22 protein-coding genes and 1 pseudogene are annotated in these 26,121 nt (G+C 69.5%); 14 read left to right on the forward strand and 9 right to left on the reverse strand.

The features are described 5' to 3' along the window. The first annotated feature begins 7 nt into the window (after positions 1 to 7). Positions 8 to 1,357 (forward strand): DUF6519 domain-containing protein, encoded by a 1,350-nt coding sequence (locus tag ACFY36_RS10515; protein ID WP_499745652.1) that lies wholly within the window; start codon positions 8 to 10, stop codon positions 1,355 to 1,357. Here ACFY36_RS10515 and ACFY36_RS10520 read toward each other — a convergent pair. Continuing rightward, positions 1,335 to 2,489, reverse strand: a complete 1,155-nt coding sequence (locus ACFY36_RS10520; protein ID WP_499745653.1) for an ROK family protein — start codon at positions 2,487 to 2,489, stop codon at positions 1,335 to 1,337. The two genes, ACFY36_RS10515 and ACFY36_RS10520, sit on opposite strands and share 23 nt — an antisense overlap. Positions 2,490 to 2,593: 104 nt before the next feature. Here ACFY36_RS10520 and ACFY36_RS10525 point away from each other — a divergent pair, with 104 nt between their 5' ends. After that, complete coding sequence (locus ACFY36_RS10525) at positions 2,594 to 4,876, forward strand: glycosyl hydrolase family 95 catalytic domain-containing protein (RefSeq protein WP_499745654.1); 2,283 nt, start codon at positions 2,594 to 2,596, stop codon at positions 4,874 to 4,876. 13 nt (positions 4,877 to 4,889) lie between these two features. On the opposite strand, the gene ACFY36_RS10530 is transcribed toward ACFY36_RS10525, so the two are convergent. Together ACFY36_RS10530 and ACFY36_RS10535 are read right to left on the reverse strand one after the other, a co-directional pair. Next, positions 4,890 to 5,258 (reverse strand): hypothetical protein, encoded by a 369-nt coding sequence (locus ACFY36_RS10530; protein ID WP_499745655.1) that lies wholly within the window; start codon positions 5,256 to 5,258, stop codon positions 4,890 to 4,892. Between the two features lie 14 nt (positions 5,259 to 5,272). Further along, positions 5,273 to 6,568 (reverse strand): NsdA family TPR-like regulatory protein, encoded by a 1,296-nt coding sequence (locus ACFY36_RS10535; RefSeq protein ID WP_499745656.1) that lies wholly within the window; start codon positions 6,566 to 6,568, stop codon positions 5,273 to 5,275. Between the two features lie 184 nt (positions 6,569 to 6,752). Here ACFY36_RS10535 and ACFY36_RS10540 point away from each other — a divergent pair, with 184 nt between their 5' ends. From ACFY36_RS10540 to ACFY36_RS10555, 4 genes are read left to right on the forward strand one after another with little or no spacing between them, the layout of a single operon-like run. Next, positions 6,753 to 7,697 (forward strand): JmjC domain-containing protein, encoded by a 945-nt coding sequence (locus ACFY36_RS10540; protein WP_499745657.1) that lies wholly within the window; start codon positions 6,753 to 6,755, stop codon positions 7,695 to 7,697. Between the two features lie 58 nt (positions 7,698 to 7,755). Beyond that, positions 7,756 to 8,232 (forward strand): glycine-rich domain-containing protein, encoded by a 477-nt coding sequence (locus tag ACFY36_RS10545; RefSeq protein ID WP_499745658.1) that lies wholly within the window; start codon positions 7,756 to 7,758, stop codon positions 8,230 to 8,232. Positions 8,233 to 8,248: 16 nt separating this feature from the next. Then, entirely contained in the window at positions 8,249 to 9,040 is a 792-nt protein-coding gene (locus tag ACFY36_RS10550; protein WP_499745659.1) for an aminoglycoside phosphotransferase, read from the forward strand. Between the two features lie 9 nt (positions 9,041 to 9,049). After that, positions 9,050 to 9,658 (forward strand): YdeI/OmpD-associated family protein, encoded by a 609-nt coding sequence (locus ACFY36_RS10555; RefSeq protein ID WP_499745660.1) that lies wholly within the window; start codon positions 9,050 to 9,052, stop codon positions 9,656 to 9,658. 24 nt (positions 9,659 to 9,682) lie between these two features. On the opposite strand, the gene ACFY36_RS10560 is transcribed toward ACFY36_RS10555, so the two are convergent. Genes ACFY36_RS10560 through ACFY36_RS10570 form a run of 3 tightly spaced genes read right to left on the reverse strand, consistent with a single transcriptional unit; the run spans position 9,683 to position 13,271 of the window. Then, the gene (locus ACFY36_RS10560) at positions 9,683 to 11,338 is read right to left on the reverse strand and encodes a type 2 periplasmic-binding domain-containing protein (protein ID WP_499745661.1); all 1,656 of its coding nucleotides are present in this window, start codon (positions 11,336 to 11,338) and stop codon (positions 9,683 to 9,685) included. Positions 11,339 to 11,361: 23 nt separating this feature from the next. Beyond that, positions 11,362 to 12,285 carry a carbohydrate ABC transporter permease gene (locus ACFY36_RS10565; RefSeq protein WP_499745662.1) on the reverse strand — a complete coding sequence of 308 codons (924 nt, stop codon included), beginning with the start codon at positions 12,283 to 12,285 and terminating at the stop codon, positions 11,362 to 11,364. Further along, positions 12,282 to 13,271 carry an ABC transporter permease gene (locus ACFY36_RS10570; protein WP_499745663.1) on the reverse strand — a complete coding sequence of 330 codons (990 nt, stop codon included), beginning with the start codon at positions 13,269 to 13,271 and terminating at the stop codon, positions 12,282 to 12,284. Before ACFY36_RS10570 ends, ACFY36_RS10565 begins: the two co-directional genes overlap by 4 nt. Positions 13,272 to 13,558: 287 nt before the next feature. Between ACFY36_RS10570 and ACFY36_RS10575 the strand changes: the two genes are divergently transcribed. The 4 genes from ACFY36_RS10575 (at position 13,559) to ACFY36_RS10590 (ending at position 20,619) form a co-directional block, all read left to right on the forward strand. After that, the gene (locus tag ACFY36_RS10575; RefSeq protein WP_499745664.1) at positions 13,559 to 16,021 is read left to right on the forward strand and encodes a X2-like carbohydrate binding domain-containing protein; all 2,463 of its coding nucleotides are present in this window, start codon (positions 13,559 to 13,561) and stop codon (positions 16,019 to 16,021) included. 92 nt (positions 16,022 to 16,113) lie between these two features. Beyond that, a complete protein-coding gene (locus ACFY36_RS10580; RefSeq protein WP_499745665.1) occupies positions 16,114 to 18,810 on the forward strand; it encodes an AfsR/SARP family transcriptional regulator in 2,697 nt (898 codons plus the stop codon). Positions 18,811 to 18,920: 110 nt separating this feature from the next. Then, on the forward strand, positions 18,921 to 19,634 hold the full coding sequence (locus tag ACFY36_RS10585) for an alpha/beta fold hydrolase (RefSeq protein WP_499745666.1): 714 nt from the start codon (positions 18,921 to 18,923) through the stop codon (positions 19,632 to 19,634). Positions 19,635 to 19,656: 22 nt separating this feature from the next. Continuing rightward, the gene (locus ACFY36_RS10590) at positions 19,657 to 20,619 is read left to right on the forward strand and encodes a helix-turn-helix transcriptional regulator (protein ID WP_499745667.1); all 963 of its coding nucleotides are present in this window, start codon (positions 19,657 to 19,659) and stop codon (positions 20,617 to 20,619) included. Here the strand turns inward: ACFY36_RS10590 and ACFY36_RS10595 are convergent. Next, positions 20,610 to 21,530 carry an SDR family oxidoreductase gene (locus tag ACFY36_RS10595; RefSeq protein WP_499745668.1) on the reverse strand — a complete coding sequence of 307 codons (921 nt, stop codon included), beginning with the start codon at positions 21,528 to 21,530 and terminating at the stop codon, positions 20,610 to 20,612. The genes ACFY36_RS10590 and ACFY36_RS10595 overlap by 10 nt on opposite strands. Positions 21,531 to 21,689: 159 nt before the next feature. Here ACFY36_RS10595 and ACFY36_RS10600 point away from each other — a divergent pair, with 159 nt between their 5' ends. From ACFY36_RS10600 to ACFY36_RS10615, 4 genes are read left to right on the forward strand one after another with little or no spacing between them, the layout of a single operon-like run. Beyond that, the gene (locus ACFY36_RS10600) at positions 21,690 to 21,833 is read left to right on the forward strand and encodes a hypothetical protein (protein WP_499745669.1); all 144 of its coding nucleotides are present in this window, start codon (positions 21,690 to 21,692) and stop codon (positions 21,831 to 21,833) included. A 10-nt stretch (positions 21,834 to 21,843) separates the two neighbouring features. Further along, complete coding sequence (locus tag ACFY36_RS10605; RefSeq protein ID WP_499745670.1) at positions 21,844 to 22,344, forward strand: cupin domain-containing protein; 501 nt, start codon at positions 21,844 to 21,846, stop codon at positions 22,342 to 22,344. 50 nt (positions 22,345 to 22,394) lie between these two features. After that, a complete protein-coding gene (locus ACFY36_RS10610) occupies positions 22,395 to 23,522 on the forward strand; it encodes an RCC1 domain-containing protein (protein ID WP_499745671.1) in 1,128 nt (375 codons plus the stop codon). Positions 23,523 to 23,557: 35 nt separating this feature from the next. Then, positions 23,558 to 24,787, forward strand: coding sequence for a PASTA domain-containing protein (locus ACFY36_RS10615; RefSeq protein WP_499745672.1), 1,230 nt, complete (start codon positions 23,558 to 23,560; stop codon positions 24,785 to 24,787). 96 nt (positions 24,788 to 24,883) lie between these two features. Here the strand turns inward: ACFY36_RS10615 and ACFY36_RS10620 are convergent. After that, positions 24,884 to 25,216 (reverse strand): annotated as a pseudogene (locus ACFY36_RS10620) (transposase); the annotation flags it as partial. A gap of 250 nt (positions 25,217 to 25,466) precedes the next feature. After that, entirely contained in the window at positions 25,467 to 26,114 is a 648-nt protein-coding gene (locus ACFY36_RS10625; RefSeq protein ID WP_499745673.1) for a Fic family protein, read from the reverse strand. Positions 26,115 to 26,121: the final 7 nt, after the last annotated feature.

The following is a 26,121-nucleotide window of genomic DNA, read 5'->3' on the forward strand; positions in this document are numbered from 1 at the left end:
AACTGCGATGAAGGGCGACTTCAGCCGCCACACCTTCCAGCCCGGCAAGAACTACTCCGCGGTCCTCCTGCAGCAGGGCCGGGCGCTGCTGGACGCCGATTTCAACGAACAGGGCGCCATCGGGCTCCGCCTGATCCGCGCGCTGGCGGCCGACCTGATCGGCCCGCACGGCGGGCCGGGTGAGGGCTTCCGGCTGACGGCGATCGAGGGCGATCCGGCGAGCCTGGCCATCGCCGGCGGCCACTACTACGTGGACGGTCTGCTCGTCGACGCGAACCGGCCGGAGCCGCCGCGGCCGGTGGGCGGCCCGGAGCCGGAACCGGGGGCCGGCTGGACGTACTGGGATCAGCCGTGGGCCTACCTCGATCCGGAGGACCCGGATGACGAGTTGCCGGCCCGGCCGCCGTACGTCCTCTGCCTGAAGGTCTGGGAGGACCTGGTGACCGCGGCCGAGGATCCGGAGATCCGGGAGACCGCGCTCGGCTCGGCCCTGCCCGACACGGCCGCCCGCAGCCGGGTCTTCTGGCAGGTGCTGCCGGCCCGCGGGCTCGACCTGTCCGGTGTGAAGACCGCCGACGCCGTCCGGGAGCGTTTCGCCGGCTGGGCGGGCGAGCGGACCGGGCCGTCGAGCCGGCTGGCGGCCCGCACCGAGCGGCCGGCCCGCACCGAGGAGGACCCCTGCATCGTCGCCCCCGACTCGCGGTACCGCGGCCAGGAGAACCAGCTCTACCGGGTCGAGGTGCACGGCGACCGGACGTTCAAATGGTCGCGCGACAACGGATCGGTGACGTTCCCGATCGCCGCCGTGGACGGCGACTGGGTGACGCTGGCCGCGCTGGGCCGCGACGACAAGCTCGATCTGCATGTGGGCGACGCGGTCGAGGTGGCCGACGACGCGTCCGTGGCCCGGGGCGTGCCCGGCAAGCTTCTCCGGGTCGAGGACGTCGACGTGCCGGACCGCCGGGTCCAGCTCTCCGGCGAGCCCGGCCCCGGGGCCGGCCGGATCGCCGCCCGGCATCCGCTGCTGCGCCGGTGGGACCACCCGCGGGCCCGCGACGAGGGACCGGGCGACGGCGCGGTGGAGATCGTCGAGGGCGAGTGGCTCAGCCTGGAGAACGGCGTCCAGGTCTGGTTCGAGCCCGGCGGCGTCTATCGCACCGGCGACTACTGGCTGATCGCCGCGCGTACCCTCACCGGCGACGTCGAGTGGCCGCGCGACGACGAGGGCCGGCCGTTGCTGCGGCCGCCGGCCGGCGTGACCTTCCACTACGCGCCGCTGGCCTGGGCGCACGGCGACGGCGATCCGGAGGATCTGCGCCTGACCTTCGAGCCGCTCACGAGGCGACCAGCGCCTTGATGCTCACCGTGGCGGCGCCGCGCGCCCACTCCTCGAACGGCAGCGGGCGGATCGAGAGTGGACAGTCGGCGGCGGCGCCGAAGGCCCGGCGCTGGAAACCGGCCCGGATGTGCGGCTCGAACAGGTCGTAGGCGGCCAGGCCCTCGCCGGAGACGACTATGCGGGCCGGGCCGACCAGGTTGGCCACCGCGGCGATGCCGGCGCCGATCGCGTCCCCGGCGCGGGCGAAGACCTCGCAGACCGCCACGTCGCCGGACCGGGCCAGCGCCACCGCGTCCTCGAACGTCAGGCCGGGCCGCCCGGCCGCCGCCCGGGCCTGCCGGACGATGGCGTCGGCGCCGGCGATCGCCTCCACGCAGCCGCGGCTGCCGCAGTGGCAGGCCGGGCCGTCGACGTCGATGCCGATGTGGCCGATCTCGCCGGCCACGCCGTGCGCGCCGGAGACGAGCCGGCCGCCGACGACCAGGCCGCAGCCGATGCCGGCGCCGACGGTGACGAGCGCGAACGACTCGGCCCCCACGCCCTCGCCGAACCAGTGCTCGGCGATGGTGAGCGCCTTGACGTCGTTCTCGACCGTGACGGCGAGGCCGGTGATCTTCTCGGCCCGTTCCCGCAGCGAGACGTCGTGCCAGCGCAGGAACGGCGAATAGCGGACCAGGCCGGTGAGCGGGTCGACGTCGCCGGAGACGGCCAGCCCGAGCCGGCGGGTGCGCGCCCGATAGTCGCCGGGGCCGTCGAGCAGGTCGTCGACGAGCTCGCCGAGCTGGGTGAGCACCTGGTCGACGTCGGCCACGGGCAGCCGCCGGTGGGCCGACACCCGCACCTGGGCGCGCAGGTCGCAGACCACGCCGATGAGCTCGTCGGCGGTGATCTTCACGCCGACGAAGAACTCGCTGTCGGCCCGGATGGCCAGCGGGCTGGCCGGGCGCCCGGCGCCCGGCCCGGTGCGCTCGGTGGCGGCCAGCTCCTCGAGATAGCCCAGGTCGATGAGCGGGCGGGCCGCCTTCGTGACGGCGCCGGAGGACAGGTCGAGGCGGCGGGCGAGGGCGACGCGGGTGATCGGGCCCTCGGTCAGGACGGCGGTGAAGACGGCTGTCACTGCGGGCGCTACGGCGTCAGCCTCGGGAAACATGGCCGAAATCTAAGCTCAATAATTTCCTTCGTCAAGTATTGATTTAGCCGTAAATTGGGTCCTAGGCTCGCCGCGCTGTATTGACGGCCTTCAGGAGACTGCCGATGCCTTCCACTGATCTCTTCTACGATCGGCCGGCCGAGCGCTGGTTCGAGGCCCTGCCGATCGGCAACGGCCGGCTCGGCGGCATGGTGTACGGGGGCATAAGCACCGAAACCATCCGGCTCTCCGAGTCGACCGCGTGGTCCGGGGCGCCCTCGGACACCGACGTGAGCCCGACCGCCCTCGGCGAACTGCCGGCCATCCGGCAATTGCTCTTCGACGGGCGGTACGCCGAGGCCCAGCGGCTCGCCGAGCAACATCTGCCCGGACGGCCCACCTCGTTCGGCACGAACGTGCCCCTCCCCCGACTGCGCCTCGACTTCGGCGACGTCGGCGAGGCCGGGCGCTACCGCCGCTCTCTCGACCTCGGCACCGGCCTCGTCCGCGTCGAATGCGACGACCACGTACGGGAGGTCTTCGCCTCGCACCCGCACGGCGTCATCGCCATGCGCCTCACGGCCGGAAGCCCTCTGAGCTTCTCCGCCACCCTGGACGACACCATCCTGCCCGGCGCCACCACGGCCACCGAGGACGGCCTCGCCTTCAGCGGCCGCGCCGTAGAGTCCTTGCACAGCAACGGCGAGAACGGCGCCGCCGTCGAGATCCGTGTGCGCTTCCGGCTCGAGAGCGGCACGCTGAGCCGCGACGGCGACACGGTCACGGTCAACGGCGCCGACGCGGTCGTCGTGCTGATCGCCGTGGGCACCGACTGGGCCGGCGAGGACGCCGCCGGCCGGGCCGAGAAGCTGGTCGCCGTCGAGGCCGGCTACGAGACCCTGCGCGCCGCCCACGTCGCCGACCACCAGGCCCTGATGGGCCGGGTGTCGCTCGACCTGGGCGAGCCGGTCGCGCTTCCCACCGACGTACGCCGGGAGCGCCTGGCCCAGGGACACCGCGACGACGATCTGATCGCCCTGTACTACCAGTACGGCCGCTATCTGACCGTCGCCGGCTCCCGGGCCGGCTCGCCGCTGCCGCTGGCCCTGCAGGGCGTCTGGAACGACGGGTTCGCCAGCAGCATGGGCTGGAGCAACGACTTCCACCTCGACATCAACACCCAGCAGAACTACTGGGCGGCCGAGTCGGGCCACCTCGCCGAGTGCCAGACCCCGCTGTTCGGCTTCCTCCAGCGCCTCGCCGAGGCCGGGCGGAGCACGGCCCGTGAAATGTACGGCGCGGGCGGCTGGGTGGCCCACACGGTCACCAACGCCTGGGGCTACAGCGCCCCCGGCGCCGGCATCGGCTGGGGCCTGAACGTCACCGGCGGCGCCTGGATGGCCCTGCAGCTGTGGGAGCACTACGAGTACGGGCTCGACGAGGACTACCTCCGCGAGCAGGCGTACCCGGTCCTGCGCGGCGCGGCCGAGTTCCTGCTCGACTATCTGGTGCCCGAGCCCACGAACGGCTGGCTGGTGGCCGGCCCGGCCGAGTCGCCGGAGAACGCCTATCTGGCCCCGGACGGCGCGCGCTGCTCGGTGGCGATGGGCACCACCGCCGACCGCGCCTTCGCCGAGGCGATCCTGCGGATCTGCGCCCGGTCGGCCGAGATCCTCGGCGTCGACCCCGCACTTCGCGCCCGCGCCGAGGCGGCCCGCGAGCGGTTGTCCCCGTTCCGGATCGGCAAGCACGGCCAGCTCCAGGAGTGGCTGCACGACTTCGACGAGGCCGACCCGGCCCACCGCCACACCGCGCACCTGGTGGCGGTCTTCCCCGAACGGCAGATCACCCCGCGCCGTACGCCCGAACTGGCCCGGGCGGCCGCGGTCACCATCGAACGGCGGCAGGCCGCGCCCGGCTGGGAGCAGACCGAGTGGGTGGAGGCCAATTTCGCCGCCTTCTACGCCCGCCTGCTCGACGGAGACAAGGCCCTGCACCACATCACCCGCCTGATCGCCGACGCCAGCGAGACGAACCTGCTGAGCTATTCGCAGGGCGGCATCGCCGGCGCCGAGCAGAACATCTACTCCTTCGACGGCAACTCGGGCGGCAGCGGCGCCATCGCCGAAATGCTGCTCCAGTCCGACGGCGAGGAGATCGAGCTGCTGCCCGCCCTGCCCACCACGTGGCGCGACGGCTCGGTGCGGGGCCTGCGAGCCCGGGGCGGTTTCACCGTCGACCTGACCTGGCGCGAGGGACGGCTCGAAAAGGCTCGCATCCGCGCCGACCGCAAGACCGTCGCCGCCCTCCGCTACCGCGACTCGGTCATCGACCTCACCTGGGACGAGGCCCAGGACCACGCCGTCGACCAAAGCCAATTCCCAGCCGACTCCGCGCCCGCTGAATGACCAGGTAGAAAATCTATGCGCGGTGTGCGGCCGCCTTCTCAATGGCATCGAAGATGTCCGAGTCAACAGCCTGTTGCCAAGACGGCAGTTGATCCCAGTCGGCGACATAAGACGGCTTGGGCTCTTCGAAGGCACGGTAGATCTGCCCGGTCCAGCAAAGGGCCACGAACCGGCCACGCTGTTCGCGGCTGAGCTTCGCGACGGCGCCATCGCTCACGGCGATGAACGCCAAAACCTGGTCGCACACCGCGGCGGCGGCGGCGCGCTCCCACTCCGGTGTTTCCTCCCACGGTGCTATATATCCAGCCTTCGGCTCACCTGGATAGTGGCGCCGTACACCGTCAATCCATGCTTCGCGGAACATGCGGCCTTGGTCGGACATCGGCAGTCCTCCGGTTAGTAGGTCGTTCGGGCGAAAGCGAGGACTCCAGTGAGCCGGTCGTCGAGAGCGACGATACGAGGGTCACCTTTAAGGGGAATCAGCTGCGTCTGCAGCGACCGGAGTCTACGGCCGAGGTAGCCGGGCGAACGGGACTGTTCGGCGATGTCGACTGCGGCATGGCCGTGCTGGAGTATCTCGTCGGCGTCACGTCTCCGCGCGCCAACCACTGCAAGATCGATCAGGAGGCTGCTTCGGCGGCGAGGCGAGACACTTCGCACGAAGGCTGTCGTCAGCGCGCCAGCCGCAAGTTCGGGCTGCCCGAGCGTCAGGTGACAGGCACCACGTTCTTCATCAAGGCGGTTTCCGTCGAATCGGAGCCAACCGCCGGGATTGATCAAGTCTCGTGCTCCGGTGATCTGTTCGGCGAGTGACCAGAATCGTTGGAACCCCTCCACGTCTTGCAGTGTGGCGGCGGTCTGAGCCCGGACGGAGGCAACCCAATAGCGGGTCGCGAGTTGGCCATCGCCTCGAGCGGCGATCCGGCTCGCGGCGTCGAGAATTCTCGCGGCCTGGTCGTACCGCTGGTCGTACAGACTGACGTACCCCATGCGGGTCAGCGCACAGGCCCAATGGTCGTGTGCGCCGGCTTCCTTCGCCGCGGAGGCGGCCAAGTTGTAGCAATGGGCAGCGTCGGCATAGAGGTCGCTATCGAAGAAGATCTCGCCGGCGAGCTGGAACAGTTCGCTCACCAGAATGCACACCTGTCTGTGCTCAGACTCAGTCTTGACCCTGTCCAGGTGGCCGATGAGGACCTGCAGCTGGTCTTGGGCCAGCGGATAAACGAGGTGCTTGGTCGCCGATAGACCGAAGACTCGCCAGAGATGGGCGTTGAAGTTCCGGAGCTCCGTCAGGTCTGCGGACCGTCGGCTGGCCGGACGATCGTCGGACTCGACGGCTGGCGGGAGGCAGATCAGCGTTTCAGCAAGGCCGAAGAGGCGAAGAAGCTCGCGGCGGTACATGGCGAAAACACCTGTCGTTTGTGAAGCGGCCCCGGCTGCGCCGGGCGGGGCGAGCGCGGGGGCAGCCATAGGACGTTCATCGCCGTCGCCGATCAGCAGGTCCGTGAGCACTTCGGAGGTCACCTGAAGCGCCTTGCTGAGGCGGTCTCGGGTGTAGGGCTGAGGTGAGGTCTCACCTCGCTCGATGCGTCCGATCGTGGTGCGATCCAACGCGATCAGAATCGCGAGTCGTTCTTGGCTCAGGCCCACTTCCTCGCGGCGCCGAATCAAACGGCTTCGTCGCGATGCCATGAGCACCTCCGCATGACCCGGGTTCGTCGCAAGCCTACGGGACGCCCGGATGTTGAGCGGGTACGCCGCGGCGATGCATCAGAGATGCCTCATTAGCGCCGTGTTCTATCGATGCTCGCCCCGGTTTGCTGGAGGGGTATCAAACACTGCTTCTCTGGACGCTGGAGCTGGGATGTCTCTCTCGATGCTGTTCGACGAGGCCACGGTCAGCGACATGATGACCGCGTGGCCGACCAGGCCGGCGCTTCACACACCGCCCGGCGACAGCCGCCTACCCGCCATGGTCAACGCGGACCTCATCAACGGATACCTCGAAGGCGGGACTGCGCCGGCAGATCAGCTCATCGTGATCAAAGACGGTGCGGCACTGCACTCCCGGGCATACACAACGGACGGCTACGTCGACCCTGACAAGATCGTAAAATGGCGCCGCCGGGGGTACACGGTCCAACTGCGCAATCTGCATCGCTGGGCTCCAGCGGTGCACGCGATCTGCTCGGCGATCCAGAACGAGACCGGATACGGCTGCTACGCCACCGGCTTCGTCACCCCAGCCGGAGGACAAGGGCTTCATCACCACTGGGACCAGAACATGGGTCTGATATACCAGATCGCCGGTCACAAGACCTGGCAGATCTGGGAACCGGGCGTCGAAGAACCCCACAATGAGCAGTTCGCTTCCAACACCTCACCGGGCAGCGATGTCATCGACCGCATGAAATCGATGCACGCCGACTTCGAGTTCGACCTCGACCCTGGCCAGATCCTGGTGCTCCCGCGCGGCTGGATGCACAACCCACACGCTCGCGGCCAGACGACGGACAGCGTCCATGTGACCTTTGTGGCCCGCGAGCTCACCGGCTACTGGATCGCAGGAAAGCTGGCCCAGGCTGCGCTGACCTCCGCACCACTGCGTCGCGCCATCCCTCCCGCCAGCGTCGTTGACCTCGTAGCCTTCGCCGGGCAGGTCACCGAGGCGCGCGACCTGCTGACGCAGTGGCTGGCCAGCACCAACGTCAGCGCCCTGGCTACCGAGCTTCTCGAGGCTGCACGCACTCACCCCCAGGTCGACTACATCTCCCACGCACCCCGGCCCCGGCCCACCGGCCATGACCAAACGGCCCGTTGAAACGGGATACCACTGGCGCATCCGGCGCCGGCGATCCATAAACGCGCAAGGAGCAGCTGTGACACTCACGCCCACAATGCCGGTCCAGGCCGGCAAAGACCCGCAGACCCTCATCGATCCGGCCATCTTCGACAAGCTCGCTGTGCACTTCGCCGCTGTGCAGGAGGTCACCAAGACCTACGCCCGGCGGGCTGTCGGACAGATGCTGCTCATGCTGAAGGCGCACGCCGACTCGCAGCACGACCCCGACTTTGGCCGGCTGTTGCCGGACGGCCGGTCCTACCGTGTCGTCCCGACCGAGCCGGTCGACGCGGCCTGGCACGTTTCCCTCCAACACACCGAGCCTTACCAGGCCGCATGTCAGCAGATCGCGGGACACTTCGTGCACCACATGCCGATCCTCACGCAGGGCATGGCGGACGGCTCCTCCATGGAGTACACCCACCAAGCCCTGAAGGCGACCGGCTACTACATCGACCCCGAGTTCTGGGACGGTGAGACGAAGTCCTGCTGCCCGCCGAATCCAGGAGTCTGAAAGGGCCAGCTGACCGATGCGCATTGATTGGGCCGAGCTGCCAGACGCCGTCACGAAAGAAGTGGCCGACCGCGTCGGCGAATCTCTCATCGTCGTCCCGGCCACAACCGGGGATCACGCGGAGATAGCCGCAACCGTCGTCGGAACCCACGCGAAGGTCTTCGTCAAAGCGGCCCGCACCGACTTCGGCGTCCGGTCACTGCGCTTCGAGCTGCGGGTGAGTGAAGCCCTCTGGGTGCCTTACTCACCCGCTGTCGAATGGCACTTCGAGGCGGCCGGCTGGCTGGTCGTGGGCTTCGAGCACTGCGAAGGCCAACACGCCGATCTGTCGCCCGGAAGCCCTGACCTGAACCTTCTCGGTGAGGCTCTGATGGTGCTCCATGAGACATCAGCACCCGATGTGCCGTTGTTCAGCCCGAAAGCACGACTTGGGTTCGAGCACCCCGCCATGGACGGCGACACGCTCGTTCATACCGATCTCGGCCCGGCCAACCTGATCGTCACTCCGCGCGGTCTGCGAATCGTCGACTGGGCCATGGCGACCAGAGCCGCGTCCTGGGTGGAGCTGGCCATGCTGACCCAGTGGCTGATCGGCGCCGGTCACACCCCGGAACAAGCCGAGCGGTGGCTGAGGCTCCAGCCCGCGTGGGCTCTGGTCGATGCGAAGGCCGTGGATTACTTCGCGACGAAAAACGCCGAGAAATGGGAGGCCAAGTCGGTACGGTCAACCGCTGCTTGGATGCATGACCTGGCCGCCTGGACGTCGAGGTGGGCGGCCTATAGAGACGACGGCCAGCTGCGGCACTAACCTGCCTACATGGCTGACCCCGGGTCCGTTGTGCTGCAGGAACTGATCGTCGCCGACGCTGAGGAGTTGCGGGCGTGGCTGGCCGAGAACCATGACACGTCGCCCGGCATCTGGCTGGCGCTGACCAAGAAAGGCGGCACCGTCACCACGCTGACGTGGCAGCAGGCGGTTGATCAGGCTCTGTGCTTCGGGTGGATCGACGGGCAGGCCCGGCGGCACGACGACGCCATGTCGTGGATCCGGTTCACGCCCCGGCGGGCCCGCAGCTCCTGGTCGCAGCGCAACGTCGGGCACGTGGCCCGGCTCGAGGCCGACGGTCTGATGCATCCCGCCGGGCGGGCCGCGGTCGAGGCGGCCAAGGCGGACGGGCGCTGGGAGGCCGCCTACGCCCCGCCGTCGGAGGCCGTGGTGCCCGATGACCTGCTGGCCGCCATCGCGGCCGAGCCGGCCGCTCAGGCCATGTTCGACGTGCTCACCAGCGCCAACCGCTTCGCCCTGATCCACCGGATCAACGGCGTCAAGCGGGCCGAGACGCGGGAGCGGAAGATCGTCGAGTTCGTGGCCATGCTGGCCCGGCACGAGACGATCTACCCGCAGAAGGCCCGGCCCACTGCCTGAGGGCAGCGGGCCGGGCTCCGGCTCCTACTTGTTGGTGGACTTGTACCGGTCGTACGCCTTCTGGTTGAGCTCCAGGTAGCGCTTCATGCCGATCCCGTCCAGGCCCTTCACGAAGGCGTCCCAGTCGGTGTCGATGTTCTTCGAGCCGGTGATGAAGGCCAGCTCGCCCTGGCTGACGTAGCTGTCGAGGTTGGTCTTCAGGGTCGCCAGCTCGGTGACGTCACCGGGGTCGGTCCAGATCTGGGCCTCCGGGAAGACCTTGCTCTTGTCGACGTGCGGCTCGTAGAGCTTGGACGCCTCGAACAGACGGCGCTCCAGACCCTGCTCGGAGTAGATGTCCTTCGGCACGGCCTGCTCGTTGCGCAGCTTGGTCGTGACGTTGTACTGCGACATGGACGACCAGGCGACGTTCTTCGGGACGTCGGCCGAGTCCTTGGCCTTCCAGGTCGGCTTCACGCTCGCGTCGAGCGCGATGTCGTCGGCGGCGGGCTTGACCCAGGCGACGTTCTCCGGGCCGGCGTTGACGGTTAGCTGACCCTCGTCGGTGTAGATGTAGTTGAGCATCTTGAGGGCCGCGACGCGGGCTTCCTTGCTCGACTTGTTGGTCAGCATGAAGGTGTAACCGGTCGAGGTCGGGTTGTTGTAGGCGGTGTAGCTCTTGCCCGCGGGCCCGGTCAGCGGCGGCACGGCGTCGTACTGCTTGTCCCGGCCGTCCTTCTGGCCCAGCTGGACGAAGATGCCGGGGTAGAGGACCGGCGAGGAGCCGATCCGCACGGCCTTGGGGTCGTTGCCGGTGGCCTGGAGCGCCTCGGCGTTCTGGGTGAACGAGGCCCGGTCGATCAGGCCTTCCTTGTAAAGCGAGTTGATGTACTCCAGGCCCTCACGCCACTCGGCCTTGTCGACCGGCGTCTGCACCGTGTCGCCGTTGAGCTCGAGCAGGGACGGGACGCCGTTGCTGGCGCCGAACGGCGCGTAGGCGAACGCGCTCATCAGGTAGCCGATCAGCGTGCTGTCCTGCGTGTCGGTGATCATCGGGATCTCGTCGGCCTTGCCGTTGCCGTTCGGGTCCTGCGTCTTGAAGGCCCGCAGGACCGTTCGCAGTTCCTCGGTGGTCTTCGGCATTTGCAGGTTGAGCTTCTTGAGCCAGGTGGAGTTGAGCCAGAGCTTGTTCCAGTACGTGCAGTGGAAGCAGTCGGACCACTGCGGCAGGGCGTAGATGTGCCCGTCGGGCGCGGTGGACATCGCCTTGAGGACCGGGTTGGCATCGAGCGCCTTCTGTACGTTCGGCGCGTTCTCCTTGATCAGGTCTTCCAGCGGCACGGCGACGCCCTGCTGGCCGAGCTTCTGCACCTCGGTCTTGGTGAAGGCGTCGACGTACGGGGTCAGCATGAACAGGTCGGGGTAGTCGCCGCTGGAGATGGCGATCTGGCGCTTCTCCTTGGCCGGCCCGCCGTCCATGGTCGTGGTCGTGAACTGGAACTTGATCTTGAACTTGTCGCTGACCATCAGGGTCGTGGCGTTGGTGTCCAGCTTGGTGTCGGCGTCGGCCGCCGCCATCGCCGTGATGATCACCTTGTCGCCGTCCATCTTCGCCTGGGGAGCGTCTTCCTTCTTGCTCCCTGAGCAGCCAGCCGCCACCAGCGTCGCGGCGACACCGAAGGCTATAAATGATCTCTTCATGATTCCTTCCGATGGGTGAGGGGTCAGCCCTTGACGGCACCGACGAGCACGCCCTTGGTGAAGAAGCGCGCGACGAACGGGTAAATGATCAGAACCGGCAGGCTCGAGATGACGATGAGCGCGTACCGCAGCACGTTGGCCAACTGCATCTGGTGCATCGACTGGGCCAGGTCGACGGAGCCGGCCCGGCCCGGGGTGTTGAGGATGAGGATGTTGCGCAGCACGATCTGCAGGGGGAACAGATCGGGGTCCTTGAGGTACACCAGGGCGTCGAAGTAGGTGTTCCACTGATAGATCGTGTACATCAGGGCGAGCACAGCCAGCAGCGGCTTCGACAGGGGCAGCACCACCGACCACAGGGTCCGCAGGCCGCCCGCCCCGTCGAGCTGCGACGCCTCGTAGAGCTCGTCCGGGACGGTGTTGGCGAAGAAGGTGCGGGCGATGATCACCTGCCACACGCCGATCGCGTTGGGGATCAGCAGGGCCCAGCGGGTGTCGAGCATGCCCAGGTCGTGCACGACCATGTAGGTCGGGATCAGGCCGCCGGAGAACAGCATGGTGAAGATGAGCAGCGTCATGATGACGTTGCGCCCGTAGAAGTTCTTCCGGGAGAGCGGGTACGCGATGGCCACGGTCAGCGTGACGCTGATGATCGTGCCGCCGACCGCGTAGATCAGCGAGTTGTAGTAGCCCTGGAGGACCTCCGAGTTGCTCAGCGCGGACCGGTAGGCCTCGAGCGAGAACTCGACCGGCCACAGGAACACGCGGCCCGCGTTGACCGCCTCCGGGCTGCTGAACGAGCTGGCCACGATGTAGATCAGCGGCAGCAGGACCAGCGCCAGGAGCACGCACAGCATGAGCGTGACGACGATCAGGAACATCCGGTCGCCGAACGGCTCACGGACCTTCGGGGCCGTCGATTTCTTCGCAATGGTCGTCGCTGTCATCGCCACAGTCCGTTTCCGGTGACCCGCTTGGCGACGAAGTTGACCACCAGCAGCAGGCAGAGGTTCACCACAGAGTTGAAGAGGCCCACGGCCGTGGCCATGCTGAAGTCGGCGTTGATCAGGCCGGTCTTGTAGACGTACGTCGGAATGATCTCTGATTGGGCGAGATTGAGGCTGTTCTGCAGCAGATAGGCCTTCTCGAACCCGATCGCCATCATGTTGCCGACGCCGAGGATCAACATGATCACCGCGGTCGGCATGATGCCGGGCAGATCGATGTGCCGGATGCGCTGGAGACGGCTGGCCCCGTCGACCTTGGCCGACTCGTGCAGCGCGGGATCGATGCCGGCCAGCGCGGCCATGTAGATGACGGCCGAATAACCGGCCGTCTGCCAGACGTCGGACCACACGTAGACGTGCCGGAAGAAGTCCGGATCGCCGAGGAAGTCGATCGGGCCGGCCCCGATGTTGCCGATCCCGTCGTTGACGACGCCGTTCGGCGCCAGCAGCAGGATCGTGATCGAGACGACCACGACCGTGGAGATGAAGTACGGCGCGTAGGTGACCATCTGCACGGTCCGCTTGAACCAGCCGTTGCGGATCTCGTTGAGCGCGATGGCCAGCAGGATCGGGATCGGGAAGCTCGCCAGCACCAGGTAGAAGGCCAGGATGAAGGTGTTCTTGAGCAGGGTCCCGAAGACCGGGTTGGTGAACAGCCGCTGGAAGTTGTCGAACCCGACCCACTCGCTGCCCCAGGGACCCAGCACGGGGCTGTAGTCCTTGAACGCGATGACGTTGAAGGCCATCGGGATGTATTTGAAGATCACGAAGTACGCGATCGGGACGAGCGCCAGCAGGTAGAGCTGCCAGTGCAACCGCCAGGACTTCTGGAACTCGGCCCGCCGGCTGCGCCGGCGCACGACCGGCCCGGAGGACCGCTCGGCCGCTCCGGCCTGCGGAATCTTGTGCGGGGTGATGGTTGCCATCAGACCTCCTGCGGGCAGCCGGAGAGGCCGGTCGGCACCGGAACGGCCCTCATGGCCGAGGTCATCGGCTGACGGCCGATCTCGGGAAACATGGCCGAAACCTAAGCTCAATAATTTCCTTCGTCAAGTATTGATTTCCTTAAGTCGGCGGTCCTAAGCTCGTCGCACCTTGTGCCCGCCCTCTCACCAGCGCCGAGGCCCCGACACCGACCCACCGAGCGGTCGCGGGCCACTGTGGACGTTCGGCGCGGGCCGGGCTTCGTACCCCCGCTTCAGGAGGTAACACCGTGAGGTTCCGTTCCGCCGCCGTCCTCGGTTTGGCGATGCTCCTACCGCTGGGCGCCGGCGCGTCCGCGGCCCAGGCCGGCCCGGCAGCTCCCAAGCCGAGTCCGGACGCTGCCGCCGCCACCCGCGTCCCGCCCTCGGTCGCTCCCTCGGCGTCCGCCGCCGGGCCGGGCGCCTCGACCCCCGATCCCTGGGCCGTCAAGCCCTACATGGGGTGGAGCAGCTACAGCATGCAGGTCTACTCCGGCAACGGTAAGTGGATCACCGGCGAGCAGCTGATCAAGCAGTCCGACGCCATGAAGTCCAAGCTGCAGAAGTACGGCTACAACTACATCAACGTCGACGCCGGCTGGAACGACGGCGTCGACGCCAACGGCCGCCCGAAGCCCAGCTCCACGCTCTATCCGCAGGGCCTGCAGAAGGTCATCGACCACGTCCACAAGAACGGCCAGAAGTTCGGGCTCTACATGATCCCGGGCATCTCCCCCGACATCTACAACGCGAGCCTGCCGATCCTCAACGCCCCCGGATGCACCACGCACGACATCGTCAAGCAGCCGATCCAGCAGGCCGACTACTGGAACATCGGCTACCGGATCGACTTCTCGAACCCCTGCTCGCAGAAGTACATCGACTCGATCGCCGACCTCTTCGGCTCGTGGGGCGTCAACTTCGTCAAGTTCGACAGCGTCACCCCCGGCTCCGGCATCAGCGACCTTTCGCTCGACGCCCGCGACGACGTCGCCGCCTGGTCGACGGCGCTGAAGCGCAACAAGATCTGGTTCGAGCTGTCCTGGGCCCTCGACCCCAAGTACGCCGACTACTGGCGCTCCAAGGCCAACGGCTGGCGCATCGACTGGGACGTCGAGTGCTACTGCGCCAACGAGGCGCTCACCCAGTGGCAGAACATCGCCCGGCTCTTCCCCGACCTGGCCACCTGGTGGCGCAACGGCGGTAACGGCGGCTGGAACGACCTCGACTCGCTGAACGTCGGCAACGGCACCATGGACGGCCTGACCCAGGACGAGCGGCGGACCGCGATGACCCTCTGGGCGATCTCGGCGGCTCCGCTCTATCTGGGCAACGACCTGACCAAGCTCGACGCGTACGGCCTGAGCCTGCTCACCAACCCCGAGGTGATCGCGGTCGACCAGGCCGGCACCCCGGCCCGGCCCGTCTCCACCACCTCGCAGCAGCCGGTCTGGTACGCCCTGAACGCCGACGGCAGCTACACGGTCGCGCTGTTCAACCTGGGCCGGGCCGACAAGGACATCACCGCCAACTGGTCCGACATCGGCCTGACCGGCGCCGCCACCGTCCGCGACCTGTGGGCCCGCAAGGACCTGGGCCGCTTCGCCACCGGCTACACCGCTCCGGCGGTGCCGATCCATGGCGTACGCCTGCTGAAGGTGACCCCGCAGGCCGGCGCCAAGGTCGCCGTCAACAACGACGCCCTGCGCGTCGGCTACACCGGGGACTGGGCGCGCAACGGCGGCCAGGAGGTCGCGGCCACCTCGCAGCCGCTCGAACTGACCGTCACCGACACCGGCGCCACCACCCCGCCGTCGACGTCGGGCCCGGTCCGCACGATCGTCCACGACAACACCGACACCGGCATCGCGTACGCCGGCACCTGGTCGCAGAGCACCGGCCGCGGCCTCGGCGACTACAACGACAACGTGCACTACACCGAGCGCAACGGCGACTCGTTCCAGTACACGTTCACCGGCACCGGCGTCTCGTACGTGACAGAGATGGACTCCTCGCAGGGTGAGGTCGACATCTACCTCGACGGCACCTTCGTCAAGACCGTCAACACGGGCCGTGAGCAGGGCCAGCCGCGCCTGTCGCAGCAGGCCGTCTTCTCGGTCAACGACCTGCCCAACGGCAGCCACACGCTGATGGCGGTCAAGAAGTCCGGCTCGTTCATGCTGCTCGACCGGATCGACGTCCTGCAGCCGAGCCTGCTCGACCCGCCGACCGCGTCCTTCGACAAGAAGGCCCCGGCCGACGTCACGGTCAAGCTGCTGCGCGACGGCAGCGAGTTCATCGGCATCACGGGCCTGACCAAGGGCACCGACTACACCGTTTCGGGCTCGACCGTCACCCTGCGCTCGGCCTACCTGGCCACCCTCGCCACCGGAAAGGCGCAGCTCGACTTCGCCTTCCGCGGCGACTTCCTCGACGACGTCCACGCCACCAAGGTCAACGGCGATTCCGTCTCGTACGCCTTCAGCGGCACCGGCGTCGAGTGGATCACCGCCGTCGGCCCCGACCAGGGCCTGGTCGACATCTACATCGACGGCAAGCTCACCAAGCGGGTCGACACCTCCAGCGCCGCCCGCGCCACCCAGAAGACGGTCTTCACCGTCGCCGGCCTGAAGAACACCAAGCACACCTTCAAGGCCGTGAAGGTCTCCGGCGACGTGCTGCGCACGGACGTCATCCGCTACACCACGAAGTAACCCCCCACTGAAAAGGCCGGGACGCAGCGTCGCGTCCCGGCCTTTTCGTCTCTCCAGTTGTCTCGCCGCAGCTCAGGGGCGAGGCTGTGCACATGATCAAGGTGCGCGTCTTCGGGGGCCTGCGCGTGTGGCGCGAGGGCGCCGAGGTCGAGCTCGGGGCGCTCCGCGTCCGGACGGTGCTCGCCGTCCTGCTCGCCGCGCGCGGCGCCACGGTCGGCGTGGCCGAGCTGATCGACACGCTGTGGGGCGACCGGCCCCCGGCCAGCGCCGAGAACCAGGTCCAGCGCCTGATCGGGCAGGTCCGCCGGTTGTTCGAGCCGGACCTGCCGGCCCGGGAGCCGGGCGCCTGGCTGCTCCCGGTCGGCGAGGGATACCGGCTGCGGCAGGACACCCGGACGTCGGATCTGATGGCGTTCTTCGAGCTGGCCGCACAGGAGCAGATCGAACAGGCGCTGACCCTGGCCCAGGGGCAGCCGTTCGCCGGGCTGCCGGCGAGTGTGCTGGAACTGCCGGCGTTCACCGCCATCGAGACCGCCCGCATCGAGGTGGCCGTCCGGGCCGCCGACCCCCGGCTTCTTCCCCTGGTGAGCTCGGCCGCGGCGTCCGCGCCGTTCCACGAGCCCCTGCAGGCCCGGCTGATCCGGTTGCTGACCGCGGCCGGGCGGCGGGCCGAGGCGCTGACCCACTACGAGGAGGTGCGGCAGCGGCTGGCCGAGGAGCTGGGCGCCGATCCGGGCGACGAGCTGCGGGCGGCGCACCGGGAAGCGCTGGCCGACCCGTCGCGGCCCTCCCAACTGCCGCTGCGGGTCACCGCGTTCAGCCCGCGTGACGACCTGACTGCGGCCCTTGAGGGCGGGCGCCGATCCGGCCTGGTCGTGCTCACCGGCATGGGCGGCGCCGGCAAGACCGCCCTGGCCGTCGACTGGGCCCACCGGATCGCCGGCGACTACCCGGACGGTCAGCTCTACCTCGACCTGGGCGGCTTCGCACCGGGCGGCCGGCAGCCGCACCCGGCCGAGGCCCTGACCACGCTGCTGATCAGCCTGGGCGTCACGCCCGCGGGCGACGACCCGGGCGCGCTGGGCGCCCAGTTCCGCTCCGCCCTGGCCGGCCGTCGCATGATCGTGCTGCTCGACAACGCCCGCGAGTCGGCCCAGGTCCGGCCTCTGCTGCCCGCCGCGCCGGGCAGCCTGGTCGTGATCACCAGCCGCAACCGCATGCCCAGCCTGGTCGCGCGCGAGGGAGCGTGGCCGGTGCACGTCGGGCGGCTCAACCGCGTGGCGGCCCGGAACGTCCTCGCCCGCCGGCTGGGCGCGCCGAGGCTGGCGGCGGAGCCCGCGGCGGCCGACCGGCTCGTCGAGCTCTGCGCCGGCCTGCCGCTGGCGCTGTCCATCGCGGCCGCCCGGATCGCGGTCAGCCCGGGCGACTCGCTGGCCGGCGTGGTGGCCGACCTCGACTCGGCCGATCACCGGCTCGACGTGCTCGACACCGGGGAGGAACACGACAGCGTACGGTCGGCCTTCTCCTGGTCCTACCGCGTGCTGTCCGAGCCCGCGGCACGGCTGTTCCGGCTGCTCGCCGTCCACCCGAACACCGACGTCTCGGCCGGCGCCGCGGCCGCCATCGCGGGCGCCGAGGTGCGGGCCATGCTGACCGAGCTGACCGTCACCACCATGCTGACCCCGCTCGGCGGGGGCCGGTACACGGCGCACGACCTGCTGAAGGCCTACGCCGCGGAACTGCTGGACGACGACCGCGACGGCCGGCTCGACGCGGAACGGCGGCTGGTCGAGCATTACGTGCACTCGTCGCGCAACGCCTACCTGACCTTCAAGATGCTGCCCCCGCCCGATCCCGGGCCGCCGCCGCCCGGCGTTTTCCCGTCCCGCCCGCACGACGTGGGCGCGGCGCAGAGCTGGCACCGGGCCGAGCGCGCCACGATCCCGGCCGTCACCGATCTCGCCCTGCGCCGGGGCTGGGCCCGCAGCGCGGCCCTGATCATGCTGCACGTCCGGCCGATGCGGTCGTCCCAGCTCGAAGCGTCGGCCGAGATCCGCCGGCAGGCGACGCGCGCGGTGGAGGCGGTGGCCCTCCTCGGCGATCCGGAGCTGGAGACGCTCATCCTGCGGGACGCGGCGGTGCAGCTGAGGCCGCACTCGCCCGATCTGGCCCGCGACTACCTGCTGCGGGCGCTGGCCATCGCGGAGGACCGGGGCGACCTGATCGGTCAGGCGCAGATCCTGCGCAACCTCGCCTTGGATCCCGGCGCCGCCGGGCCCGAACAGTTGACGTACGCGGAACAGTCCGTCGCCGTCGCTCGCCGGGCCGGCGACCCGAGCGTGCTGACGTACGCGCTGGAGAATTTCGCGCGCCTGCTGCACGAGCACGACCGGCCGGCGCCGGCCGCCGTCGCCGCGGCCGAGGCCTTCGAGCTGGCGGGAGAGGCCGGTCTGACCGAATTCCAGTGCTACATGGGCGCGGCCCGGGCGTGGATCGCGCTGAAGCTCGGGAACGACGAGGAAGCGGCGCGGATGGCGCAGTGGGCCGTGGAACAGACCGACCCGGCCGACGAGATCACCGTCTGGTTGGCGGCGATGTCGCTGGCTCTGTCCCGGCACCGCCTCGGTGACGCGAACCGGGCCCGCGCGGCCGCGGAGCGGGTCCGTTCCCTGGTCCGGGGACGCGAGACCGTCTTCGCCGACGTCGTCGGCCACGCCGAGTTCGCCCGGGAGATGGCCGAAATGGACGTCATCCTGGCCGGCCAGGGCACTGCAACCGGCAGTCAGTGATCGTGCAGTGGTTCCTGGTGTGCTCGGCTGACCACACAGAGGGGAACCGAGATGAACCACTGGCAACGCCACCACGCCCTGCAGGACTTCCGCGCGGAGGTCCAGAGCCGATGACACCCACCGTTGTGCTCGTCCACGGCGCGTTCGCCGACGGGTCGAGCTTCGCCCGGCTCGTGCCCGAGCTGCTCGACGCCGGCCTGAAGGTGCTCGTCCCGGCCGTGCCGAACCGGTCGCTGTCGGGCGACGCCGCCTACATCAGCTCCGTGCTGCGCTCGATCGAGGGGCCGGTGGTGCTGGTCGGTCACTCGTACGGCGGCGCGGTCATCACCGTCGCCGGCGCCGAGGAGAACGTCCAGGCGCTGGTCTATCTGGCCGGCTACGCACTGGAGGAGGGCGAGAGCCTGGCCGAGCTCCAGGGCCGGTTCCCCGATTCCGAGCTCGCGTCGGCGCTGGTCTACACCCCGTACCCGATCGACGGGTCGGCCGAGCCCGGCACCGATGTCAGCGTCGACGTCGAGAAGTTCCCGAAGATCTTCGCCCACGACGTCGACCCGGAGGTGAGCCGCGTCCTCGCGGTGTCGCAGCGGCCGCTGGCCGCGGCCGCGTTCACCGAGCCGGCCGCGGTCGCCGCCTGGCGGACCAAGCTGTCCTGGGGCGTGATCTCGACCAGCGACAACACCATCAACCCGGACGTCGAGCGCTTCGGCTACCAGCGCGGCGGCATCCGGCCGGTGGAGATCGACTCCTCGCACGTCGTCATGATCTCGCACCCCGAAGAGGTCGCCGACGTGATCCGCGGGGCGATCGCCGCGATCGGCCGCTGATCGCCGGGGCCATCATGGAGTCATGCGCGCCGCACGCCTCATTCGCATGGCTCTGCTCGTCCAGTCGAGTCCCGGGCTGACCGCCGCCGCGCTGGCCCGGGAACTGGAGGTCTCCGAGCGCACGGTCATCCGGGACGCGCAGGCGCTGCAAGAAGCCGGGGTGCCGATCCGGTCCGAGCTCGGGCGCGGGGGTGGTTATCACCTCACGCCCGGATATCGGACCCGGCTCACCACGCTGCATCCGACCGAGGCGGAGACGCTCTTCCTGTCGGGGCTGCCCAGCGCGCTGCGCGATCTCGGGCTGGCCGACGCGGCCGGGGCGGCGCGGCTCAAGCTGTCGGCCACGCTGATCCCGTCGGTGCGGGCGGCGGCCGAGTCGTCGGTGCGGCGCTTCCACCTCGACGCGCCGGCCTGGTTCCGGGAGCCGTCGGCTCCGGCGGTGCTGCCCGAACTGGCCCGGGCGGTGTGGTCCGATCACACCGTCGAGCTGACCTACGCGCGCCCGGGCCGGGACGGCACGGTGACGAGGCTCCTGGAGCCGTACGGCCTCGTCCTGAAAGCCGGGGTCTGGTATGTCGTGTGCCGTGTGCCGGACGGTGCCTGGCGCACCTATCGGGCCGACCGGGTGACCGCGACCGGCGCCGGCGAGCCCTTCGACCGCGACCCGGACTTCGACCTGGCCGCCCACTGGGAGGCCGGCGCCGCCGAGTTCGCGCGGGCCATGCTGCGTACGACGGTCACCCTGCGCACCACCGAGGCCGGCCTGCGGCGCCTGCGGGCCGTGGCCGATCCGGCCCGGGTCGCCTCGGCCACCGGGCCGGACGCGGACGGGCGGGTCACGGTCGAGCTGCCGGTGGAGTCCGAGGAGGTCGCCTTCGGGCAGCTCGTGGGGTTGAGCGCGACCGTCGAGGTGCTGGCCCCGGAGGGCCTGCGCGCCCTGTTCCGCGAGCACGCGCAGGCCCTGTCCGGGCTCTATCAGCGGTAGTCGTCCGGCGCGGCCTGTTTGCCGCCGTAGACGACGTCCTCGAAGTAGGCGATCGAGTCGGGCTGGGTGCCGTCCACATCCCGTACGTCATAAGCCTTGGCCAGATCCGCGCTGGAGACCGACCGGCCGTTCCAGCGGGACGCCCGATCGGGGTCGGCGGCGAGGGCGGCCACCCCGCGGGCCAGATAGTGCGGAGACTCGGCGATCGCGAAATGCGGCTCCTGGGCGACCGCGTCGCGCCAGTTCTCCTCGGTCACGCCGAAATGGCCGAGCATCTGCTCGGAGCGCAGGAAGCCCGGGGTCACGGCCACAGCCGTACCCCCAAATTCTTTGAGCTCCTCCCCCAGCCCGAAGGCGATGCGGATCGGCGCGTTCTTGGCCAGGTCGTAGTAGAGGTTCTCGCGGTAGCGGCGGTTGAAGGCGGCCGTGCCGTCGGTGACCTCCACGTGCAGCGGCGCGTCCGAGCGGATCAGCAACGGCAGGGCAAGCGCGGCGGTGATCAGGTGCGAGCGCACGCCGAGCTCGAGGATGCGCAGGCCGTCGGCGAGCGGCGTCTCCCAGCTCTTCTTGCCGAAGACCGACCCGATGAGCAGGTGCTCGCCACCCCACAGGTCGTTGACCAGGATGTCGAGCCGCCCCTGCTCGCGCTCGATCCGTTCGGCGAGGGCCCGCACCTGAGCCTCGTCGAGATGATCGGTGGGTACGGCGATGCCGGTGCCGCCGGCCGCGGTGACCAGTTCCCCGGTCTCCTCGATGGTCTCGGTGGCCCGGCCGACCTCACTGACGCGGTCGCGGGTGGTGCGGCCGGTGACGTAGACGGTGGCCCCGGCCCGGCCGAGCTCGACGGCCATGGCCCGCCCGGCCCCGCGGGTGGCTCCGGCAACAAGCGCGATCTTGTTTTTCAGGTCCATGTCTCAACGGTGAACGCCAAAGGTGACAGGCCGCGTCACCTTTTCTCGTGTGTCCGCCACCACACGACCGCTCCTTGCTTCGAATTCGAATCGGATCTATCTTGGTCCTCAGGTGCTTCGAACTCGAAGCAAGCGGTCCCCACGAAGGCGAGCGGTTCCATGAAGGCAGTGGCCCTGATCCGGGTGGCCGAGCCGCGCGTCGACGTCGCGGGCCGGGTGCCACTGGCCGATCCGCCGGCCCTGCACGCCGGCGCCGCCGCGGGCACCCTGCCCAGCGGCAAGACCATCGTCACCGTCAACTGAAGGAGCCCCGATGATTCCCGCCGACGACCCGTCCCGCTCGCTGACCGTCGCCAACCCGGACGACCCCGCCACCACCTACATCTCGCTGGTCGGCAACACCTACGCCATGCTCATCACCGGCGAGCAGACCAACGGGCAGTACTGCCTCATCGACATGCGCGTCCCGGACGGCGGCGGCCCCCCGCCGCACCGGCACGACTTCGAGGAGATGTTCACGATCCTCGAGGGCGAGATCGAGTTCACCTTCCGCGGCGAGAAGCACACCGTGCGGGCCGGCTCGACCGTCAACATCCCGGCCAACGCCCCGCACCACTTCCGCAACGTCTCCGGCGCACCGGCCCGCATGCTCTGCATGTGCACCCCGGCCGGCCAGGACGAATACTTCACCCGCATCGGCGACGTCGTCGCCGGCGCGGACGCCCCGCCGCCCCAGCTCTCTGACGGCGAGCTCGCCGAGCGCCGCCGCCGCGCGGCCGAGCTGGCGCCGACCTACCGGAGCGAGTTCCTGTAACACAATCACAATCTTGAATGTATGGGAGCGCTCCCGTAGCGTCTTGAGACATGATTCTCCGACGCATCGTGATCGTCCTGGCGCTGGTGGCGTCGTTCCTCGGAGTAGTGACCGGCACGGCCACGGCCGCGCCGGTCACCGATGTCGCCGCGGGATATCTGCACACCTGCGCGGTCCAGACCGACGGCTCGCTGTGGTGCTGGGGCGGCAACGGCAGCGGCCAGCTCGGCGACGGCACCACCACCGCCCGCACCACCCCGGTCCGGGCCGGCACCGCCACCACATGGAAGGCCGTCGACGCCGGCACGAGCCATACCTGCGCCGTGCGCACCGACGGCACCCTCTGGTGCTGGGGCAGCAACCGCCGCGGCCAGCTCGGCGACGGCACGACCGCCAACCGCACCGCGCCGGCCCGGGTCGGCGAGGCCACCACCTGGTCCTCGGTCAGCGCCGGCGACGCGCACACGTGCGCCGTCCGCACCGACGGCAGCCTGTGGTGCTGGGGCTTCAACCGCCTCGGCCAGCTGGGCACCGGCACCGGCGACTACACCGTGAGCACCCCGGTCCGGGTCGGCACGGCGAGCACCTGGGCGAGCGTCGCCACCGGATACGCACACACCTGCGCCACCCGCACCGACGGCACGCTGTGGTGCTGGGGCGACGGCAGCGCCGGGCAGCTCGGCCTCGGCGCCACCGCCTACACCACCACCCCGGCCCAGGTCGGCACGGCCACCACGTGGTCGCAGGTGACCACCGGGTACGCCTTCAGCTGCGCCGTCCGCACCGACGGCACCCTCTGGTGCTGGGGCGAGAACGGCTACGGCCAGCTCGGCGCGAACGTCACCTTCCAGCGCGCGCCCCTCCAGGTCGGCGCCACTTCCTCCTGGACCGCCGTCGACGCCAGCTTCGACACCGCCTGCGCCACCCGGTCCGACGCCACCCTGTGGTGCTGGGGCAACAACATGGCCGGTCAGATCGGCGACGGCACGACCACCAACCGGTACGCCCCCACGTCCACCGGCGTCACCGCCGCCCGCGGCTTCGCCGTCGCCTATCACTCCTGCGCGACCCGCGCCGACGACACCCTCTGGTGCTGGGGCTTCAACGCCTCCGGCCAGCTGGCCGACGGCACCACCACCGACCGTCCCACGCCGGCCCCGGTGACGCTCCCCGCCTGATCACCGGCGGCCTCAAGATCATAAACTCGGCCGCCATGCGGATCTCGTCGAAGGATGTGCAGGTCAAGAAGCATCCGATCATGCTGCTGCTCGGGCTTTTGTGCGTGTTGCTGCCGATCTCGCACGCCTACCACGGCTCGTGGACCAGCTCTCTTCAGATCCTCGCCAGCCTGCTCGTCTTCCCGACCATCGGCCTCGCCGTGCTGCGCGCGCGCAGGGTCAAACTCGGTGAGCTCCCACCGGCGAAGGGCCACGGCTCCCGGCTCCTGCTCGGCCTGTCGGCCGTGTGGGCGTCGGGACCGTTCCTGCTCCTCGGCGACGACCGGCTCTACAGCGGCTCGGGTGGCATGGACGTGCTGGCCTTCCTCGGCTCGGCGGCGGTGTGCGAGCTCGTCGCCCTGGCCCTGCTCGGCTCCACCGTCCGCCCCAACGACGCCGAGCCCAGGTCCCGGCCCTTCAATGTGCTCGCGGCCCTCGGCGTCATCGGCGTCCTGCTGATCGTCGTGAACGTGGTCCCACCCGAGCCGGTGCCGGCTCCCGCGGCGGCCGCCGCGACGATCGCCCCGACGGCGCCCGCCACCACCGTCACCACCACGCCGCCGGCCAGTTCGTCACCGGCGCCGCCACCGCCCCCGGTCCTGATGCCCGGCCTGACCGGCGTCCTCCTGACCGGCGTCCGCGACAAACTGCCCGCCGGCATCGGATGGGACCACGAGGACCGGTCGCCGCGCGGCCGCGGCATCCTCGTCGAGCGCAACTGGACCGTGGTCGAGACCGAGCCGGCCAAGGGCCAGCCGCTCAGGTCCGGCCAGCAGGTACGGTTGTACGTCCTCAAGAACGAGGAGGCGGCCTGGTTCGCCAAGCACCCCACGATGCCGAAGATCAAGCCCGGCACCGAAGGCTCCGACCTGATCGGCCAGGGCGAGCCCCTGGACGGCATCTGGGAGCTGGTCGAATACCGCTACCCGAAGGGCAAGGCGCCGAAGGACGCCCGCGACCCGCACGAGAACCTGAAGGGCTGGGAGCCGCCCGCCGAGAAGGCCGCGCGGGCCGGCCTGAAGGAGGCGTACAGCTCGTTCGGCCTGGTCGTCGGCACGATCCCGGCCGCCGGCCAGAAGGTCCGCCCCGGCCGTCTGATCGTCGTCACCCTCCGGGACAAGCCCTTGGACGACTCGCCCGGAGGCAGCGGTTCGATCCCCGACTACAACAACGGCGACGACGACTTCAACGTCCCCGGTTGGCTCTGCCCGACCCGCTTCTGCTGAGACTAAAGGCGTGTTCCAGAAGTCGGTGGCCGGTCTTCCGCGTTGCCATGGCGAGTGCGGGTCGGCGAAGTAGATCCGCAGCCCGGTGTGGTTCTCGATCCGCTGGTGGTGGAACATCTCGTTGCCTTGGTCCCAGGTCAGGGTTCGGCGCAGTCGGGCCGGCATCCCGGTGAACACCTCGATGAGGGCGTCCCCGACGGATTGGGCGCTGTGCGTGCCGCGCAGTTTGACCAGCACGGTCAGGCGCGTTTTCCGTTCGACCAGCGTGGCGATGGCGGACCGCAGACCGCGAGACTCGACCACGGCGGGGCGCTGGTGGATCGATTTCATCATGGTGGATTGCTTCAGGGCGCCCTCACGGGAACGCCCGCGCCCACGGCGCCGCCGATAGGTGCGGCCGGTGCGCAGGTCAGCCGGGCCGGGCGGCACGATCAGACCGTGGTGGAGCGCCTGATAGATCGCCTCCGGGCAGATTTGCCAGGCCCTGCGCGACGGGTATCGGCTCCCCGACGGCCAGCCCGTCAGCGATCTCGATCCGGTCGTCCTGGCTCAGATATCGGCCACGATCGACGTCTCGATGAAGTTCACGCTGCCAGCGTCGATGAACCACAGCGATCCGCAGCTGAGCGACACACCCACCTCGGCCGCGGCCCGGGCGCGCCGCGGATATCCCTCCTGATTAGCTCGAAACAGCGGCGTTTGACGTCCACTGGCATCTGGTTCTGCCACCAGGCAAGAACTTCATACCGGAGACCTCCTGGCCACCGCGGCATGATCCGACCGATGGACAGTGGGCCGGGTCGGCCGCAGAAGCGGGAGAGGCGTGGTACGGATCCCGCCCGGGCCCCCGAACGGCCGCCGCGGCCGCCTCTTCCACATCGGAGGCTGCTCCGTCGAGCACGTGGACCCGGGTCGTCGCGTTGCCGCGCGGGGTGAGCAGCCCAGCGCGAGTCAATGCCTGAATGTCCCGGATCGCCTGGTCACGGCTCAGATTCTCGTCCTGCTGATAAGTGGTACGCCGCACTTCGCCGACCGCCGCCGCGTAGAGGGCCGACACGACCCGCTCGGGCAGCCCCCGTTCCTGAGCCAGCCCGGCCAAATCGTTCCACAGCCGTACGGTCCAGTCGTACCGCCGTTTCACGCGCTGCGCCTGCCTGTGATGCGCCGCGAAGACGAACCGCACCCATGAGTGAGCATCCCGCTCCGGCTGGAAACTTCCGCCCTGTACGGATCGGAGCGCCTCGTAGTACCGGACGGTGTTCGTCTGCTCCCCGAGCCATTCCTCGATCGAGGAGAACTCGGGCGCCAGTTCCCCGACGAGTGCCATCACCAGG

It is taken from the genome of Actinoplanes sp. NPDC000266, from assembly GCF_042899005.1.
Taxonomy (GTDB): Bacteria; Actinomycetota; Actinomycetes; order Mycobacteriales; family Micromonosporaceae; genus Actinoplanes.

Excerpts from the sequence above, each read along its gene's own strand:
- ACFY36_RS10515 (WP_499745652.1), top strand. The coding sequence starts at position 8 with ATGAAGGGCGACTTCAGCCGCCACACCTTCCAGCCCGGCAAGAACTAC.
- ACFY36_RS10520 (WP_499745653.1), bottom strand. The coding sequence starts at position 2,489 with ATGTTTCCCGAGGCTGACGCCGTAGCGCCCGCAGTGACAGCCGTCTTC.
- ACFY36_RS10525 (WP_499745654.1), top strand. The coding sequence starts at position 2,594 with ATGCCTTCCACTGATCTCTTCTACGATCGGCCGGCCGAGCGCTGGTTC.
- ACFY36_RS10530 (WP_499745655.1), bottom strand. The coding sequence starts at position 5,258 with ATGTCCGACCAAGGCCGCATGTTCCGCGAAGCATGGATTGACGGTGTA.
- ACFY36_RS10535 (WP_499745656.1), bottom strand. The coding sequence starts at position 6,568 with ATGGCATCGCGACGAAGCCGTTTGATTCGGCGCCGCGAGGAAGTGGGC.
- ACFY36_RS10540 (WP_499745657.1), top strand. The coding sequence starts at position 6,753 with ATGCTGTTCGACGAGGCCACGGTCAGCGACATGATGACCGCGTGGCCG.
- ACFY36_RS10550 (WP_499745659.1), top strand. The coding sequence starts at position 8,249 with ATGCGCATTGATTGGGCCGAGCTGCCAGACGCCGTCACGAAAGAAGTG.
- ACFY36_RS10555 (WP_499745660.1), top strand. The coding sequence starts at position 9,050 with ATGGCTGACCCCGGGTCCGTTGTGCTGCAGGAACTGATCGTCGCCGAC.
- ACFY36_RS10560 (WP_499745661.1), bottom strand. The coding sequence starts at position 11,338 with ATGAAGAGATCATTTATAGCCTTCGGTGTCGCCGCGACGCTGGTGGCG.
- ACFY36_RS10565 (WP_499745662.1), bottom strand. The coding sequence starts at position 12,285 with ATGACAGCGACGACCATTGCGAAGAAATCGACGGCCCCGAAGGTCCGT.
- ACFY36_RS10570 (WP_499745663.1), bottom strand. The coding sequence starts at position 13,271 with ATGGCAACCATCACCCCGCACAAGATTCCGCAGGCCGGAGCGGCCGAG.
- ACFY36_RS10580 (WP_499745665.1), top strand. The coding sequence starts at position 16,114 with ATGATCAAGGTGCGCGTCTTCGGGGGCCTGCGCGTGTGGCGCGAGGGC.
- ACFY36_RS10585 (WP_499745666.1), top strand. The coding sequence starts at position 18,921 with ATGACACCCACCGTTGTGCTCGTCCACGGCGCGTTCGCCGACGGGTCG.
- ACFY36_RS10590 (WP_499745667.1), top strand. The coding sequence starts at position 19,657 with ATGCGCGCCGCACGCCTCATTCGCATGGCTCTGCTCGTCCAGTCGAGT.
- ACFY36_RS10595 (WP_499745668.1), bottom strand. The coding sequence starts at position 21,530 with ATGGACCTGAAAAACAAGATCGCGCTTGTTGCCGGAGCCACCCGCGGG.
- ACFY36_RS10600 (WP_499745669.1), top strand. The coding sequence starts at position 21,690 with ATGAAGGCAGTGGCCCTGATCCGGGTGGCCGAGCCGCGCGTCGACGTC.
- ACFY36_RS10605 (WP_499745670.1), top strand. The coding sequence starts at position 21,844 with ATGATTCCCGCCGACGACCCGTCCCGCTCGCTGACCGTCGCCAACCCG.
- ACFY36_RS10610 (WP_499745671.1), top strand. The coding sequence starts at position 22,395 with ATGATTCTCCGACGCATCGTGATCGTCCTGGCGCTGGTGGCGTCGTTC.
- ACFY36_RS10615 (WP_499745672.1), top strand. The coding sequence starts at position 23,558 with ATGCGGATCTCGTCGAAGGATGTGCAGGTCAAGAAGCATCCGATCATG.
- ACFY36_RS10625 (WP_499745673.1), bottom strand. The coding sequence starts at position 26,114 with ATGGCACTCGTCGGGGAACTGGCGCCCGAGTTCTCCTCGATCGAGGAA.